Below are 15,778 nucleotides of genomic sequence, written 5' to 3' on the forward strand. Positions count from 1 at the left end.
CAACTAAGGAGAATCACAACTGTGACTGAGATCTTTTACGACAAAGACGCTGACCTCGCGCTCATCCAGGGCAAGAAGGTTGCCGTTATCGGCTATGGCTCACAGGGCCACGCGCACGCACTGAACCTGCGCGACTCCGGTGTTGAGGTCAAGATTGGCCTCAAGGAGGGCTCGAAGAGCACCGCCAAGGCAACCGACGCTGGCTTCGAGGTGCTCTCGAGCGCCGAGGCAGCCAAGTGGGCTGACGTTGTTGTGATCCTTGCTCCCGACCAGCACCAGCGTGGCCTCTACGCCGCCGACATCAAGGACAACCTTGAAGCCGGAAACGTTTTGGTCTTCGGCCACGGCTTCAACATCCGTTTCGGTTACATCGACGCTCCTGCAGACGTCGACGTCATCCTCGTAGCTCCCAAGGGACCGGGTCACACCGTTCGCCGCGAGTACGAAGCTGGCCGTGGCGTTCCCGTCATCGTTGCTGTTGAGAACGACGCCAGCGGTTCCGCTTGGGACCTCGCATGGTCGTACTCCAAGGCAATCGGTGGACTTCGCGCCGGCGGAATCAAGACCACGTTCACCGAAGAGACTGAGACCGACCTGTTCGGTGAGCAGGCTGTTCTCTGTGGTGGAACTTCGCAGCTCGTTCAGTACGGCTTCGAAACCCTCATCGAGGCTGGCTACCAGCCGCAGATCGCCTACTTCGAGGTACTTCACGAGCTCAAGCTCATCGTTGACCTCATGTGGGAGGGTGGCATCGCCAAGCAGCGTTGGAGCGTTTCTGACACCGCTGAGTACGGCGACTACGTATCAGGACCCCGCGTCATCGACGAGTCGGTCAAGGAGAACATGAAGGCTGTTCTCGCAGACATCCAGTCGGGTGCCTTCGCAGACCGCTTCATCAAGGACCAGGATGCTGGCGGAGTTGAGTTCCTCGCCCTGCGTGAAAAGGGCCAGAACCACCCCATCGAAGCAACCGGCAAGGAGCTTCGCGCTCTCTTCGCGTGGAAGCAGCAAGACTCCGACTACACCGACGGTTCAGCAGCGCGCTAACTTTCGCTAGTCACGCCGACGGCCGTTCCGCTTTGCGGGGCGGCCGTTGGTCGTTAGCGGGCGGAAAAGAGCTAGAGCGGCGGCAGTGTCGTGCCGTGGTCGGGCCAGCGCAGAGTCGGCTCGGCTTTGGGGATAGGTCCCGGGGTTCCCGTCGCGACCCAGATCACGAAGGCCAAGAGTTGCTCGAGCCGTGAGCCGATGAAGGCGGCGGCGACGAGGGGAGCGTAGAGCGCGCCGAGATACGTCGACGCGATTACAAGGTTTGCGTTCGTGCCCCAGAGCACCGCGAGTGCGGCCGGCGCTGCGGCCAGCAGTAACCAGAGCGGATGCACGATGACCCCGAGTACCACCGCGGCAACGAGTGCAACGATGCCGAGCGCGAGTTGGGCGATGATGAGCCAACCGAGAACACCGCCGTGGCGCGCATACCGTTCGATACCAACCGCCGCCCACATGACCCGAGCACGCAACTGATGAACTCCGCTATCGACGAGAGCCACCCGGAACGTTTCGTCCGCGACGCGGCGAAGCGCGAGCCGGTCTTCCACGGGGGCGAGCCTAGCCTGCTGCGTGAGGTGGTCGTGCAGGATCGCCGCCAGAGTTTGCTTGCCGTAGCTGGCGATGAGCCCCCAGAGAAAGGGCGGGACCGAAGCGAAGTCGGTGCCATTGCCCCCAGTGGGTGGAAGCTCAAGGTCGTGTGCCGGCACTTCGATGACAGTCCCGGCAGGGCGAGGATCACGCCAACAGAAGGATTCCGCGACTTGAAAATCGCGGCCCAGCCGGTAGATCAACGGCAAGCTGCGTAACTCATTTCCGTAGCGATCCGTGAATGGCATGGTGGACTCCTCTGTCTATTCAAGGTCTGCAGACTATTCTGTCGGAGTGACAACGAACGCGCAGCGCACCCCCTCTCGATCTCGTGACTTTGCGTTTGTCGCGGGGCGGCCCCCGAAGGCAGCTCGGACGGTTGGGATCCTTCGGCTACTCGCTTCCGCGCTCGTGGTGGCGAGTATCGCAACTCAGGTCGTTGACGAGTCGATTCACAATGACTTCGTGGCGCAGGAATACTTCAGCTATTTCACGATCCAGTCGAGCCTGATTAATGCCGTGATTCTTGCGCTGAGCGGGCTGGCGGCCGTGCGCCCGCGGCACGAGGGTTCTCTGCTGGGTGTGCTGCGAGCATCCGTCGTCTCGTATGCGGTCGTGACCGCTGTCGTCTACAACGTGCTGCTTCGCGGGCTACCTGATGAAGGGTATGTGGGCATTCAGTGGCCCAACGAGGTGCTTCATGTGTGGGTGCCGCTGTTCTTGCTGCTCGATTGGCTGTTCTCGCCGTCGCGACCAGTGCTGCGGATGCGCGACGTGCGCATTGTCGTCATCTACCCGCTCGCGTGGTTGGCATTCACGTTCGTGCGCGGGCTGCTCGACGGATGGTTTCCGTACCCCTTCTTAGAGCCTTCTGGGCCCAACGGGTGGGGTGGAGTGCTCGTTTACGTGCTCGGCATTGCTGCGTTCATCGTGGGCATCGCGCTTGCGTTGATCGCCATCAGCCGAGCGAAGTGGGCGAACACTGATCTGTGGTGGCACAGTCGCGCTAACCGCTAGCGCGGCAACTGTGGGTTAGCCCGTCGGCCACTCATCCGCGGGAGAGTAGGCGAAGAGGTGGCGGTAGTTAGCGAGCGCGGTGATCGGCTGAGCGTCGGCAGCTCGTTCATACGCCTGCTGCGAGAATTCACCGGTTAGGGCGTCATAGTTGGTGGCTCGATTGAGCAGTGTCGTGCCGATCTGCGCTGCAATCTTGATTGCTTCGCTCGTCACAATCGACGCCACAACACTCACTGCGCCGGGAAATATGCCGCAGACGACATTGGTGTCAATCGTCGCTGTTTCAGGCGGCAGCGGGTGAAGATCCCGAAAGCCAGCGCCGCGTGCAGGCCACGAGACACCGGCTTGAGCCCCAAATTCGCAGGCGATACCCCACACAAGAGGTATTCCGGTGATCTCGGCAGCATCTGCCGCGAGGTAGTGCGTTGCGTAGTTATCGCTGCCATCAACGATGAGGTCGTATCCGGCAAATAACTCGAGAGCGTTCTCGGGGGTCAACTTTGAGTCAATCGCGACAATGGTTGTCGCGGGACTGAGATCAGCGACACGTTCGACCACCGAAACAACCTTCTTGTGGCCGACATCCAAAAGGCGGTGGATGTGTTGCCGGTGCAGATTGCTGAGTTCAACACGATCATCGTCGATGACACCAACGGTACCGACGCCGGCAGCAGCAAGCGACGGAATAACCGTGCTGCCGACGCCACCCGCGCCGATGACGAGCACGCGCGAGCGCGCCAAGTTCTTTTGCGCCGTCTCGCCGAAGTTGGTTAGTGCGAGCTGGCGGCTAAACCGCTGATCCATAGGTTGATTCTTCCACCGCGAGGGTGGCGAACCGCTGAGAAAAGGCCTCGGGCAATCTGTTTAGCCGCGAACTGGGGGTTCTGGGAGCGTGCACTCAGCTCTGTTCGGGGTGAGCACCCTCACTGCTTTATCCCTGTGGGAGCGACGACGACGGCAAGAAGTTGAGCGTGACGCCGTCGCCCTGAACGACGAGGCTACCGCCGGTGGGGATGGCGGTCGTCGCGCCAGAGAGCGCCGCGAAGTAGCGTGACTCGAACTCCATGAGGGTGTTTTCGCAGGCCATTTTGGTTGATGTCACGGTGTCGATCGACAGATCGTCTGGGTCGCCGGTCAGTGTCGCGCTGTACCCGTTGCACGTCGATTGACCCCGAATCTCGCTTCCCATAATCGTGAGCGTGACGGTGGCGGAATCATCGAGGGTGAGCGGGCCAGCCGCGTCAGAGCCATCCGCAAAGAGCCAGGTGCCGTCGATTCCTTCGATCGGCATGTCATCGCCCGATGGTCCTTCTACGCCCATGCCGGGGCCGCTATCGATCGGCGGCTCGTCGGAGCCGTCCTGATTTGCCGGCCCCGCGCAAGCAGCGAGGGCGAGCAGTCCCACCGCCAGCAGCGGGGTGAACTTCGTGAACAGCGATTTCTTGGTCATTGTTTCCTCCTACCTAGGTAGACGAAGAGGACAGCATTTTCGTTGGGCGGTGCCGAAAATTTTTAGATCGCCGCGAGAACGATCAACGCGATCAACACCAGTTGACCGAAATAGCGTGGCCAAAATGGCAGCGCGGCCTTACCGAAGCGATCCGGATGCTCGGCCGCATACGCATTGGCGGGGAACACCGCAATCAGAAAGACGATAAGTGCGATTCCGGCAATAAATCGCACGGGTTCCCACAGTAATCCGATTCCGCCGGCGACTTCGCAGAGTCCGGTGATGGTCACGAGAACGGCGGGGGAGGGCATCCATTTCTGACGCAAAACCGGTGGGATCATGGCCCGCATCGTGCGGGCAGGAGCGGCTACAAAATGGCTGACTCCCATGGCGACGAACGCGAGTGCGAGGGCAATACGTAACGCCCACTGGGCTATCTCGACGGCATCCATCATGGCTCTATCGTCGCACTGAGTTGTCACATGGCAACGGCGGCTTCCCGTCGCCGCTAAAGTTGCTGTAGTTGTCTACTCCAGCAGCCTTCGTTGTGTCAGCGCGAAGTCCCCGCGAATTGAAGGATCAGATCTGTGGCTAAGCCGATCGTTGTGATCGCCGAAGAACTTTCCCCCGCAACAGTCGACGCTCTCGGGCCCGACTTTGAGATTCGAAACGTTGACGGCACTGACCGTGACGCGTTGAAGTCTGCGCTCGCGGATGCGCAGGCCGTTCTCATCCGCTCCGCGACCCACATGGATGCCGATGCTCTTGCTGCCGCGCCTGGCTTGAAGGTCATTGCTCGCGCCGGTGTTGGCCTCGACAACGTGGACATCAAGGCGGCGACCGCTGCCGGTGTCATGGTTGTGAATGCTCCTACTTCCAACATCATCTCGGCTGCAGAGCTGACCGTTGGGCACATTTTGAGCCTCGCGCGTCACATCCCTGCCGCGTCGAGCGCTCTCGCGCAGGGGCAGTGGAAGCGCTCGCAGTACTCGGGTACCGAACTTTTTGAGAAGACGATCGGCATCATCGGCCTCGGCCGTATCGGTGGTCTCATCACTGAGCGGATGCAGTCGTTCGGCACGAGCATCATCGCCTACGACCCCTATGTCACGGCTGCTCGCGCGCAGCAGATGGGCGTCACTCTGGTGTCGCTCGACGAGCTTCTCGAGCGTTCGGACTTCATCACGATCCACATGCCCAAGACTCCCGAGACGACGGGCATGATCTCGACAGAGCAGTTTGCTCGCATGAAGTCGAGTGCCTACATCGTGAACGTCGCCCGTGGTGGCCTCATCGATGAAGATGCGCTGTACACGGCGCTCAAGTCGCGTCGCATCGCCGGTGCTGGTCTTGACGTGTTTGTGAGCGAGCCGCCCACCGGCTCACCGCTGCTCTCGCTCGAGAATGTCATTGTCACGCCTCACCTCGGCGCTTCGACCGCTGAAGCTCAAGAGAAGGCTGGCGTTTCGGTAGCCAAGTCGGTTCGACTTGCCCTCGGTGGCGAGCTCGTGCCCGACGCCGTGAACGTTGCGGGTGGCGTTATCGACCAGAGCGTGCGCCCCGGCATCCCGCTCATGGAAAAGCTTGGTCAGGTCTTCTCTGGGCTCTCTGACAGCCCCCTCACGAGTGTTGATATTGAGGTTCGCGGTGAGATCGTTGAACACGATGTCAACGTGCTCAAGCTTGCCGCACTCAAGGGCATCTTCACGAACGTTGTGTCGGAGACGGTGAGTTACGTCAACGCTCCGGTGCTCGCTGACCAGCGCGGCCTCACGGTGCGTTTGATTACGGATGCCGTGAGCCCCGAATACCGCAACCTGCTGACCATTCGTGGTTCGCTTGCTGACGGATCGCAGGTTTCTGTTTCGGGAACCCTGGTCGGACACAAGCAGCTCGAGAAGATCGTGGAGATCAACGGCTACGACATCGAGGTTCCGCTCGCAGATCACCTCATCGTCATGATGTACGAAGACCGCACCGGAATTGTTGCTGTCTTTGGTAAGGAATTCGGCGACGCCAACATCAACATTGCGGGTATGCAGATTTCGCGCGAGAGCGAGGGCGGCAACGCGCTTTCGGTTCTCACCGTTGACTCGCAAGCATCCGCTGATGTTCTCGCGACTGTGGCTGAGCGCATTGACGCTCGTTACGTGCACGCGATCGATATCGTCGACGCTTAACGCTGAATCGCCGCTGGTGGCGGCGTAATCACCACAAAAGGCGCGGCCCGAGTGATCGGGACGCGCCTTTTGTGCGTGTTGAGAGTTGTTGTTAGATGGTGTCGTCAGGGGTCGTGCTGGTGCGACGCTCCGTGACGGAGCCGTTCGCTCCGTCGGTGCCGTTGTGCACGGTCGTGACGGAGGTGCGCTTGCGCATCATCAGCACGAGGCCGATAACGAACACGACGAACCCGGCACCCATCAGGATGTAACCGATGAGGTCAAGGTTGACTCCGTCGATTTGGAAATCGAGCGCGAACGTAAGAATCGCGCCGATTACGAACAATACAATTCCGGTTCCAATACTCATGCGGACAATTTTAGCGTGTGTAATTCAGCCCGCAACCAGCTAACGTTCAGGAAAGTCATATTTAGCCAGCGGGAGGCTGTGTGACGCCCACACTCTGACGCGCGCTCCAGCCCCGCAGCGGTACTGTATTTACATGCCTTCTCAGATCAAGCTTGCAGTCATTCCCGGTGATGGTATTGGGCCCGAAGTTGTGGCCGAGGCCCTCAAAGTTCTGAAGGCAACCGGGGTGGATGTTTCCACCACCGAGTTCCCCTTTGGAGCCAGCCACTACCTCGAGTCGGGCACAATTCTCGAAGACTCCGACATCGCAGAGCTCGCGAAGCACGACGCGATCCTGCTCGGTGCTGTCGGGGGAGACCCGCGCGATCCTCGCCTCAAGGGCGGCATCATCGAGCGAGGTCTGCTGCTCAAGCTGCGGTTCGCGCTCGATCACCACGTCAATCTGCGTCCCACCACGATCTTCCCCGGTGTCACGTCGCCGCTGGCCGAGCCCGGCATTGTCGACTTTGTTGTTGTGCGCGAAGGTACCGAGGGTCCCTACGTGGGCAATGGTGGCAGCATCCGCACCGGCACTCCTCACGAGATCGCGACCGAGGTGTCACTGAACACGGCCTACGGAGTTGAGCGCGTTGTGCGCTTCGCTTTCGAGCACGCGATGGCACGCCCGCGCAAGAAGCTCACGCTTGTGCACAAGACCAACGTGCTCACGTACGCGGGTGGCCTGTGGCAGTCAACGGTCGACCGCGTTTCTGCCGAATACCCGGATGTTGCGGTCGATTACCTGCACGTGGATGCGGCGACTATCTTCCTCGTGACAAAACCGAGTACATTTGACGTCATCGTTACCGACAACCTTTTCGGTGACATCCTGACAGACCTCGCAGCAGCCATCAGCGGCGGCATTGGTTTGGCCGCCTCCGGCAATCTGAACCCGAGCGGGCAATTCCCCTCCATGTTCGAGCCGGTTCATGGCTCAGCGCCCGACATTGCGGGCAAACAACTCGCTGATCCTACGGCGGCAATCCTGTCGATTGCATTGCTGCTCTCACAGTCCGGTCACACGGATGCCGCGGCTAAGGTCACGGCGGCCGTGGAAGCCGATCTCAGCACTCGCGGCACCGCCGCACGCTCGACGTCTGAGATTGGCAGTGCAATTGCCGACGCTGTAGCGCAGAATTAACCCACCGCCATTGTGGCTGTACGTCATTAAGGACATTTGATGAAGAATCTGCTGGCTGATCGCCCCCTCACCTTCATGGTGAAGAAGAACCAAGAACCCCGCTCGGTCGAAGAGCGTGACGCGATTCTGGCTAACCCTGGTTTCGGTGTGAACTTCACCGACCACATGGTCGACATTTGTTGGTCAGAGATGGGCGGCTGGCACCGACCGCGCGTGCAGCCGTATGGTCCGATTCAGCTCGACCCGGCGGCATCCGTTCTGCACTATGCGCAGGAGATCTTCGAGGGCCTCAAGGCCTTCCGTCACCAAGACGGATCGATCTGGTCCTTCCGTCCCGAGGCGAACGGTGCACGGTTGCAGCGTTCCGCTCGTCGCATGGCGTTGCCCGAACTTCCGGTTCCGGCGTTCATCGATTCGCTCAAGCAGCTCATCGCGGTTGACGGCGACTGGGTGCCGAGCGCTCCCGAGACGAGCCTCTACTTGCGCCCCTTCATGTTCGCAAAAGAGGCATTCCTCGGAGTGCGCGCAGCGAAGAAGGTCAACTATTACGTGATCGCAAGCCCCGCTGGCGCCTACTTCACCGGTGGCGTTGCTCCCGTTTCGATCTGGATCTCCACGAACTTCACGCGTGCAGGCAAGGGCGGAACGGGTGCAGCCAAGACCGGCGGCAACTACGCCTCATCGCTTATCGCGCAGCAAGAAGCGGCAGAGCAGGGGTGCGCCCAGGTTCTGTTCTTGGATGCCGAAGAGGGCAAGTACATCGAAGAGCTTGGCGGCATGAACGTGGTTCTCGTCAAGAAAGACGGAACGCTCATCACTCCGCAGTCCGAGTCGATCCTTGAGGGCATCACTCGCGACTCTGTTTTGCAGCTCGCTGAAGACCGCGGCCACAAGGTCGAGCGTCGCCGGGTCACCCTGGAAGAGTGGCGTGAGGGCGTTGAGTCGGGCGAGATCACTGAGATGTTCGCGTGCGGTACCGCCGCGGTCATCACGCCCATCGCCATGCTCAAGGGTGACGGTGTGGAATTTGGGTCGGCGGATGCTCCCGCCGGCGAACTGACGATGTCGCTGCGCGAAGAGCTCACCGACATCCAATATGGCCGTCGCGAAGACAAGCACGGCTGGATGATGAGGCTCGACGCATGAAGGTAGCTCGTTTCAGCGCTGGCGCAGGCGCCCGCTACGGAATCATCGACGGCGACGAGATTGTCGTTCTGACCGGTGACCCGATGTTCAACGGCTTTGAGACCACTGACGAGCGCTTGCCGCTCTCGGACATCAAGTTGCTGGCCCCGGTCATCCCGCGTTCGAAGGTCGTGGCGTTCGGTCGCAACTATGCCGAGCACGCTAAGGAACTCGGCAACGAGGTTCCGGATGCTCCCATGATGTTCATTAAGCCGAATACGTCTGTCGTGGGCCCCGGCGATGCCATCATGCTGCCGACGCAGTCTGAAGAAGTGGCGTTCGAGGGTGAGCTTGCCGTGATCATCGGCAGCATCGCTAAGAACGTGGCCGAGGCCGACTTTGAGAGCGTCGTCTTTGGCTACACGATCGCCAACGATGTCACCGCTCGCGACCTTCAGAAGAAGGATGGCCAGTGGTCACGCGCCAAGGGCTTCGACACGTTCTGCCCGCTCGGGCCCGTGATCGAGACTGAATTCGTGGTGGGTTCGCAGAGCATCCGCACCACGGTGAACGGTGACCTCAAGCAAGACGGCACCGTTGACCAGATGATCCACTCAGTGGCAGCGCAAGTGGCGTACGCCTCGGCCGCGTTCACGTTGCTGCCCGGCGACATCATCCTCACGGGTACGCCGGCTGGCGTTGGCCCGATCGTGAACGGCGACACCGTCGACATCACGATCGAGGGTATCGGCACGCTGAGCAACCCGGTTCGTTCTATCGCCAAGTAGGCGTTGCCGCAGAACCGCCTGCAGAGGGCGGTTCTGCGGCTTAGAATGGTGGCAATGTCTGCGCCATTTTCTACTGCAACCGCTTCCGACGTTCGCGTTCGGTTTTGTCCGTCACCTACGGGTACGCCCCACGTCGGGCTGATTCGTACTGCCCTGTTCAACTGGGCTTACGCACGCCACATGGGTGGCAAGTTGGTGTTCCGTATTGAAGATACGGATGCCGCTCGCGACAGCGAAGAGAGCTACTTGCAGCTTCTCGACGCGATGCGTTGGTTGGGCCTCGACTGGGACGAGGGTGTGGAGACCGGCGGCCCGCACGAGCCTTACCGCCAGTCGCAGCGCTCTGACATCTATCTTGAGGTCATCGAGAAGCTGAAGGCTTCCGGTCACCTGTACGAATCTTTTGCGACCGGTGAAGAGATCGAGGCCCGCAATGTGGCCAACGGTCGCGACCCCAAGCAGGGCTACGACAACTTCGAGCGCGACCTCACCGCTGAGCAGATCGCCGCATTCAAAGAAGAGGGCCGTAAGCCGGCTTTGCGTTTGCGCGTACCCGACTCCGACTTGAGCTTCGACGACCTGGTTCGTGGCGACATCACGTTCCCCGCCGGTTCGTTCTCTGACTTCGTTGTGGTGCGCCCAAACGGTGCTCCGCTGTACACGTTCGTGAACCCGGTGGATGACGCGCTCATGGGCATCACGCACGTGCTGCGCGGTGAAGACCTGCTCTCGAGCACTCCGCGCCAGATCGCCCTCTACACCGCTCTTATCGAGATCGGCCTAACGGATGCGATCCCGCGCTTCGGCCACCTTCCTTACGTGATGGGTGAGGGCAACAAGAAGCTTTCCAAGCGCGACCCCGAGTCGAACCTGTTCCACCACCGCGACCGCGGGTTCATCCCCGAGGGCCTCATCAACTACCTCTCGCTGTTGGGCTGGTCGCTTGCGCCTGACCGCGACGTGTTCTCGATCGAAGAAATGATTGCCGCGTTCGACGTGGTGAACGTGAACCCGAACCCGGCCCGTTTCGACGTGAAGAAGGCGGAGTCGCTGAATGGCGACCACATCCGTCTGCTCTCGGCGGAGGAGTTCGCTGGTCGTCTCGTGCCCTACCTCGTTGCTGCTGACGTCATTTCGGCGGAGCCGACCGAGGCTGAGCTCGAGACGCTGGCCGCTGCCGCACCCCTCGTACAGGAGCGCATGCAGCTGCTGGGCGACGCTCCCGCACTGTTGCAGTTCTTGTTCACTCCGGATGCCGACCTCGTTGTTGAGGCCGACGCGATGCCGAAGGCTGAAGGCCCCGAGGTTCTGGATGCCGCTATCGCCGTGCTGACCGATCTCGACTCGTGGACGCACGATGCCATTGAGGCAGCGTTGCGCGCCGAGCTCATCGAGGTGAAAGAGATGAAGCCGCGACTGGCTTTCGGACCCTTGCGTAGTGCGATCGCTGGGCGCCGCATCAGCCCGCCGCTCTTCGAGTCGATGGAACTATTGGGCAAGAACTCGTCGCTGGTCCGACTGAAGGCGTTGCGCGCCCAACTATGAGTGAGCAGTTCGACTGGGATGTTGTCATTGTCGGCGGCGGACCGGCCGGACTGAGTGCTGCGCTGAATCTGGCGCGAGCGCGTCGACGCACTCTCGTGCTCGACAGCAATCGCCCCCGCAATTCGGCAACGTTCCACTCTCACGGCTTTTTGAGCCGCGATGGTATTTCTCCTCTCGAGCTTCGCAAGATGGGCCGAGAAGAGCTTGAGCAGTATCCGAACGTCTCGTTTGAGCGCACGATTGTGGAGGGCATCCAGCTGCTGAATGCTGCTGCTGAAATGGATACCGCTAGCGCTTCTGCGACCGTTGGCGCCGGCTTCACCGTCACGCATCGCGGGGGAGCGGTAACGACCCGCACCGTGCTGATCGCGACCGGGTTGCGCGAGGTGCTGCCGAAGCTGCCGACGCTTCGCGCGTTCTATGGCACGAGCATCCACTCGTGCATGGAGTGTGACGGCTACGAGTACGCGGACAAGCCGATTGCGCTGATCGGGCACACGGATGACTTGGCGGAGCGCGCACTGCTCCTTTCGCAGTGGAGCCGCGATCTAATTGTCTTCACGCAGGGCGTTGGCCACGTGAGCGACGCTGATGAGGCGATGCTCGCGGAGCGCGGTGTTCGCGTGGATCGTCGTGAGGTGGCGGATGTCGCGGGCGACCGTGATGGTCTGAACGGCGTGGTGCTTGCCGACGGCGAAACCGTACCGCGTGAGGCCGCGTTTGTGCGCCCCGACTATGAGACCGCGCTCGACTTTGCGGCGGGCTTGCAGCTCGCACTCGACGCGGAGGGTCTGATTGTCGTGGACGCTGCCGGCCGCACCAGCACGGCGGGAGCATATGCGATCGGTGATGCCACCCCGCCCGGCCCCCAGCAGCTCATCGTTGCCGCGGGTGACGGCGCTGAGGTTGCCGCGGTCATCAACCGCGACTTGCTCTAGAACTCACTTTTCGGCGCGGCCTCGCGTCTTCAGCATGGTGACGAGGCACGCGGCGAACATCACCGCGGTGATGGGGGCCCAGACGGCTCGTTCAACGGCGCTTGGCGTGATGAGGTTCAGGATGACGCCCACACCCGCATAGGCGGTGGTTATCCAGGCGAGCACGGCGATGAGCCGGCGTGGGGCGAATCTCAGGGGGCCGCGTTCGGTGCGAGCAAGCATTGCTGCCGCCATGACGAGAACGAGGGCGGCAGAGACGCCCGCAAAGATGCGGCCCTGAGCGGGGAGCGTGCCTTTGTTCCCCCGCCTTGGGTGTATTCGCCGAGGGGTGCTCCGAGCACGACGGCGAGTTGGAAGAGCGTGACGAGGGTGAAGAGCACGGCAGCGATGGTGGCGCCGATGCGCGCAGCGCGGTGGATGGGGGTGGTGATCTTATTCATCGGGCGGGCTCCTTGTGGTCGGCGAGTTGGGCGCGAAGTTCATCGAGCCACGTGATCTCGGCGCGCGCGTGGGCTCGTCCCGATTCGAGCGTGGCGTATTGCAACTGGGTGGCGAGAGTGGCTTTCGAGATTTTTCGGGGCGCACGCGAGGCGAGAGCGTCGAGCGTAGTGAGGAGTTCTACGGCGGCGGAGCGACGTTGGTCGAGCAGTTCGATAACGCCTGTGGTGCCGAGTGACGCGGCGAAGAACAGCCGCAAGAGAAAAGGTTCGCGGGAGTTATCTGGCTCAAGGGGCGAGGCCAGCCACGCCTCCAATGCTTCGCGGCCTGGTTCGAGCAGCGTGTACAGGCGGCGATCGGGTCGTGTTGCTTGCTCAACGGTGGTGCTTTCTACAAGGCCGTCGGCTTCGGCGCGGTGGAGGGTGCGGTAGAGCTGCGACTGATCGGCGGGCCAGAAGTGTGCGGCGGTTGTCGAGAACGCTTTGCCGAGTTCATAGCCGGTCATGGGCTGGATCGCGACGAAACCGAGCACGGCGTGGAGGAGAGACATGCTCTGAATATAGGACAAGTCCTATATGGCGTCAAGGAGTGAACCACAACCCGCTCAGGATGCGCTAAAGTAGTAAATCGGTTCGGCTGCGGCTGAATCCTGTGGGGTATGGTGTAATTGGCAACACGGAAGATTCTGATTCTTTTGTTCTTGGTTCGAGTCCAGGTACCCCAGCAAAACATCTAGGGAGCAACTCCCGCCCAGCCCGGCTAGGACCGTCCTATAGCTGCAGCGCTCTGATTCAACTTCCAACTCGCTAAAAAGCTCAAGCCGCGATCAGAGCTATTCGCTATGAGCTGGAGTTTAATCGATCGTAATGTGCGGCTTGGCTGCGGCGCCTGCGCTAGCGCGGCATTGGACACGGGTGGCGGAGTATGCCTCTCCCGATCGAGTTTGCTCAAAGCTGTGGTTAACTTGAGGCGAATCGTACGGTGACGTTTGACCAGATTGGGATGCATCGCAATGACTCAGCGCAACGAGCCGACGTTCCTCTACCATTTCACTCACATCGATCACCTTCCGACTCTTGTTGGCCGAGGGTTGCTTTCGGATAACGGAGCGCAGGCTTCTGGTGTGCTCGCGGTAGAGGTCGGGAATACGAGCATCAAGGATCGACGTCGCGGCCAGTCGGTTCCAGTAGGCGACGGGGGTGTCGTGGCAGATTATGTGCCATTCTATTTCGCGCCCCGCAGTCCGATGATGTACGCGATCGCCAATGGAAACGTATCGACTTATTCCGGAGGCACGTCCCGACTCGTCTACTTAGTCACCACTTTGGAGCAACTATGCGCAGAGGGAACTCGTCCGCTCGTGACTGACCGTAACGCCGCGCTTAAATACGCTGAATATCGAGAATTCGACCCGTCGGATTTGCTAGAGGATGGCTTCGTCGACTGGGACGTCATGAACGCAACATACTGGAATGATCATGATGATGGGCGTGAACGGCGCATGGCCGAGTGCCTGATCCATGAGCGCGTTTCTTGGGCGTCGGTAACCGAAATTGCAACCCAGAATAGTATCGTTGCCGGTGAGGTGAGCAGAATACTGGCGTCTGCTAGATCGTCAATTCCGGTGAATGTCAGACCTAATTGGTACTTCTAGGAGTGTGAATAACATGATCAATCAGGCGCAAGGAAACCTGCTGCGCGCGCCCGTCGAGGCTCTCGTGAATACTGTCAATACTGAGGGAGTGATGGGCAAAGGGATTGCGCTTCAATTCAAAAATGCGTATCCCGAGATGTTCAAGAGCTACTCACATGCGTCAAAAGGCGGCGAGGTCAAGCTCGGTAGCATGCACGTCTGGCCAACCAACACTCTTAGCGGGCCTAAATACGTGATCAATTTTCCAACAAAGGGTCATTGGCGGGCGAAGTCTCGGATGCGGGATATTGAGAGCGGTCTGAAGGATCTCGTTCGCGTGGTCCGAGATTTAGGGATCAGTTCGATCGCGATTCCGCCCTTAGGCTGCGGTAACGGTGGACTCGATTGGCGAGAGGTTGAACCTCGAATTCGAACGGCGTTCGATAACCTGCCGGAAGTAGATGTACTGATTTTCGCACCCGAGGGTGCTCCAGCGGCATCAAATATGGTCGTGAATACGACGAAGCCGGCGATTAGCCCGGGCCGTGCTGCGCTCGTTGGAATGGTCGCTCGATACACTCGACAGGCGCTCAATGCGCCTTCTTTGATCGAGACTCAAAAGCTCATGTACTTCCTTCAGCTCGCTGGAGAACCCTTACGGCTAAACTTCGAGGCAAATCGCTACGGTCCTTATGCTGACAACCTTCGCCATGTGCTCGCGAAAGTTGAGGGTCATCTTTTGACTGGGTACGGCGACGGCAGCTCTAAAGTCCTTAGCGCCGCACCCCTTTCGGTAGTTGCTGGTGCAGTTGAGGATGCCGACCGCGTCCTCGATAAGAATCCAGAGACGAAAACTCGTATGCAATGCGTTCTTGATCTAGCTGCGGGTTACGAATCGGCATATGGTTTGGAACTTCTCGCTACCGTCCATTGGGTGGTTAGTCATAACCAAGATGAATTAACCAAAGATGTCATTGCACAGCATGTCGCAGACTGGTCCGAACGCAAGGCTGGAATGTTTACAGCCGCGCACGTGGATAGGGCACTGTCGGAGCTCCGAGAGCATGGGTGGGTAGCTTAAGCAGAGGTTTACGCTCTGCAGTAGTTGAAGCAAGACGGAGACCGCACTACATTGTGCACTCTCGACAGCTGACCACCTCTGGTAATCACGGCTTCGACGGTTGGGAAAGCTCTGTACTGCGTGCTGCGGCTCCCCGTAAGAAGGCGGGCTGCTGACCGAGGCTTAGACCGTGCACGCGCAGCATATGGATAGGGCTCATTCCCGATCGGGCCAGACTTTGATGCTTCTCTTCACCCGAATTGGAACGCACCTGATTCGGGCCAACTATTGCGGATATTACGCATCTCATACTTTCCAATGAGGCTCAGTCTTCACGCCTACTCCCAAATAATCCGAACACGTGGTTGTCCCGTTGTTGTGGGCGGCTGGGCATGCACTAAATGAAACTGCCGTGAGCAAGAGCAAGAGCGGTGCTGGGT

18 protein-coding genes and 1 tRNA gene are annotated in these 15,778 nt (G+C 60.1%); 11 read left to right on the top strand and 8 right to left on the bottom strand.

The genetic code is table 11. The features are described from left to right. The first annotated feature begins 21 nt into the window (after positions 1 to 21). Complete coding sequence (gene ilvC / locus AACZ26_RS05235) at positions 22 to 1,047, top strand: ketol-acid reductoisomerase (RefSeq protein WP_339619679.1); 1,026 nt, start codon at positions 22 to 24, stop codon at positions 1,045 to 1,047. A gap of 71 nt (positions 1,048 to 1,118) precedes the next feature. On the opposite strand, the gene AACZ26_RS05240 is transcribed toward ilvC, so the two are convergent. Then, positions 1,119 to 1,883, bottom strand: a complete 765-nt coding sequence (locus tag AACZ26_RS05240; protein ID WP_339619680.1) for a DUF1353 domain-containing protein — start codon at positions 1,881 to 1,883, stop codon at positions 1,119 to 1,121. Positions 1,884 to 1,929: 46 nt separating this feature from the next. On the opposite strand from AACZ26_RS05240, the gene AACZ26_RS05245 reads away from it, so the two are divergent. Continuing rightward, the gene (locus AACZ26_RS05245) at positions 1,930 to 2,652 is read left to right on the top strand and encodes a Pr6Pr family membrane protein (protein WP_339619681.1); all 723 of its coding nucleotides are present in this window, start codon (positions 1,930 to 1,932) and stop codon (positions 2,650 to 2,652) included. A 15-nt stretch (positions 2,653 to 2,667) separates the two neighbouring features. On the opposite strand, the gene AACZ26_RS05250 is transcribed toward AACZ26_RS05245, so the two are convergent. From AACZ26_RS05250 to AACZ26_RS05260, 3 genes are all read right to left on the bottom strand, one after another. Beyond that, entirely contained in the window at positions 2,668 to 3,456 is a 789-nt protein-coding gene (locus tag AACZ26_RS05250; protein WP_339619683.1) for a HesA/MoeB/ThiF family protein, read from the bottom strand. 127 nt (positions 3,457 to 3,583) lie between these two features. After that, a complete protein-coding gene (locus AACZ26_RS05255) occupies positions 3,584 to 4,102 on the bottom strand; it encodes an META domain-containing protein (RefSeq protein ID WP_339619684.1) in 519 nt (172 codons plus the stop codon). Between the two features lie 62 nt (positions 4,103 to 4,164). Then, positions 4,165 to 4,584: a DoxX family membrane protein gene (locus tag AACZ26_RS05260; protein ID WP_339619685.1), complete on the bottom strand. Its 420-nt coding sequence runs from the start codon at positions 4,582 to 4,584 to the stop codon at positions 4,165 to 4,167. A 105-nt stretch (positions 4,585 to 4,689) separates the two neighbouring features. Here AACZ26_RS05260 and serA point away from each other — a divergent pair, with 105 nt between their 5' ends. Beyond that, complete coding sequence (serA, locus tag AACZ26_RS05265; RefSeq protein ID WP_339619687.1) at positions 4,690 to 6,282, top strand: phosphoglycerate dehydrogenase; 1,593 nt, start codon at positions 4,690 to 4,692, stop codon at positions 6,280 to 6,282. Between the two features lie 91 nt (positions 6,283 to 6,373). Here serA and AACZ26_RS05270 read toward each other — a convergent pair whose 3' ends face one another. Continuing rightward, the gene (locus AACZ26_RS05270; protein ID WP_339619689.1) at positions 6,374 to 6,631 is read right to left on the bottom strand and encodes a DUF6458 family protein; all 258 of its coding nucleotides are present in this window, start codon (positions 6,629 to 6,631) and stop codon (positions 6,374 to 6,376) included. 133 nt (positions 6,632 to 6,764) lie between these two features. Here AACZ26_RS05270 and AACZ26_RS05275 point away from each other — a divergent pair, with 133 nt between their 5' ends. The 5 genes from AACZ26_RS05275 to AACZ26_RS05295 are packed head-to-tail and all read left to right on the top strand — an operon-like array spanning position 6,765 to position 12,207. Beyond that, positions 6,765 to 7,811, top strand: a complete 1,047-nt coding sequence (locus AACZ26_RS05275; protein WP_339619690.1) for a 3-isopropylmalate dehydrogenase — start codon at positions 6,765 to 6,767, stop codon at positions 7,809 to 7,811. Positions 7,812 to 7,850: 39 nt separating this feature from the next. Then, on the top strand, positions 7,851 to 8,957 hold the full coding sequence (locus AACZ26_RS05280) for a branched-chain amino acid aminotransferase (protein WP_339619691.1): 1,107 nt from the start codon (positions 7,851 to 7,853) through the stop codon (positions 8,955 to 8,957). Further along, the gene (locus AACZ26_RS05285) at positions 8,954 to 9,724 is read left to right on the top strand and encodes a fumarylacetoacetate hydrolase family protein (protein WP_339619693.1); all 771 of its coding nucleotides are present in this window, start codon (positions 8,954 to 8,956) and stop codon (positions 9,722 to 9,724) included. Before AACZ26_RS05280 ends, AACZ26_RS05285 begins: the two co-directional genes overlap by 4 nt. A gap of 45 nt (positions 9,725 to 9,769) precedes the next feature. Then, complete coding sequence (gene gltX / locus AACZ26_RS05290; RefSeq protein WP_339619695.1) at positions 9,770 to 11,269, top strand: glutamate--tRNA ligase; 1,500 nt, start codon at positions 9,770 to 9,772, stop codon at positions 11,267 to 11,269. Next, positions 11,266 to 12,207, top strand: coding sequence for an NAD(P)/FAD-dependent oxidoreductase (locus AACZ26_RS05295; RefSeq protein ID WP_339619696.1), 942 nt, complete (start codon positions 11,266 to 11,268; stop codon positions 12,205 to 12,207). Before gltX ends, AACZ26_RS05295 begins: the two co-directional genes overlap by 4 nt. Before the next feature lie 3 nt (positions 12,208 to 12,210). Here the strand turns inward: AACZ26_RS05295 and AACZ26_RS05300 are convergent, their stop codons facing one another. The 3 genes from AACZ26_RS05300 to AACZ26_RS05310 are packed head-to-tail and all read right to left on the bottom strand — an operon-like array spanning position 12,211 to position 13,195. Continuing rightward, the gene (locus AACZ26_RS05300) at positions 12,211 to 12,429 is read right to left on the bottom strand and encodes a hypothetical protein (protein ID WP_339619697.1); all 219 of its coding nucleotides are present in this window, start codon (positions 12,427 to 12,429) and stop codon (positions 12,211 to 12,213) included. After that, positions 12,399 to 12,647 (bottom strand): hypothetical protein, encoded by a 249-nt coding sequence (locus AACZ26_RS05305; protein ID WP_339619699.1) that lies wholly within the window; start codon positions 12,645 to 12,647, stop codon positions 12,399 to 12,401. Before AACZ26_RS05305 ends, AACZ26_RS05300 begins: the two co-directional genes overlap by 31 nt. Next, entirely contained in the window at positions 12,644 to 13,195 is a 552-nt protein-coding gene (locus AACZ26_RS05310) for a PadR family transcriptional regulator (protein WP_339619700.1), read from the bottom strand. The genes AACZ26_RS05305 and AACZ26_RS05310 overlap by 4 nt, the downstream gene beginning before the upstream one ends. Before the next feature lie 102 nt (positions 13,196 to 13,297). Here AACZ26_RS05310 and AACZ26_RS05315 point away from each other — a divergent pair. The 3 genes from AACZ26_RS05315 to AACZ26_RS05325 all read left to right on the top strand — a co-directional run bounded on the left by AACZ26_RS05315 (position 13,298) and on the right by AACZ26_RS05325 (position 15,359). Continuing rightward, positions 13,298 to 13,369: transfer RNA gene (locus AACZ26_RS05315), tRNA-Gln, on the top strand. 288 nt (positions 13,370 to 13,657) lie between these two features. Further along, complete coding sequence (locus tag AACZ26_RS05320; RefSeq protein WP_339619702.1) at positions 13,658 to 14,299, top strand: DUF4433 domain-containing protein; 642 nt, start codon at positions 13,658 to 13,660, stop codon at positions 14,297 to 14,299. Positions 14,300 to 14,312: 13 nt separating this feature from the next. Beyond that, the gene (locus tag AACZ26_RS05325) at positions 14,313 to 15,359 is read left to right on the top strand and encodes a macro domain-containing protein (RefSeq protein WP_339619704.1); all 1,047 of its coding nucleotides are present in this window, start codon (positions 14,313 to 14,315) and stop codon (positions 15,357 to 15,359) included. Positions 15,360 to 15,778 lie beyond the last annotated feature (419 nt).

This window comes from uncultured Salinibacterium sp. (genome assembly GCF_963974405.1).
Lineage (GTDB): Bacteria > Actinomycetota > Actinomycetes > Actinomycetales > Microbacteriaceae > Rhodoglobus.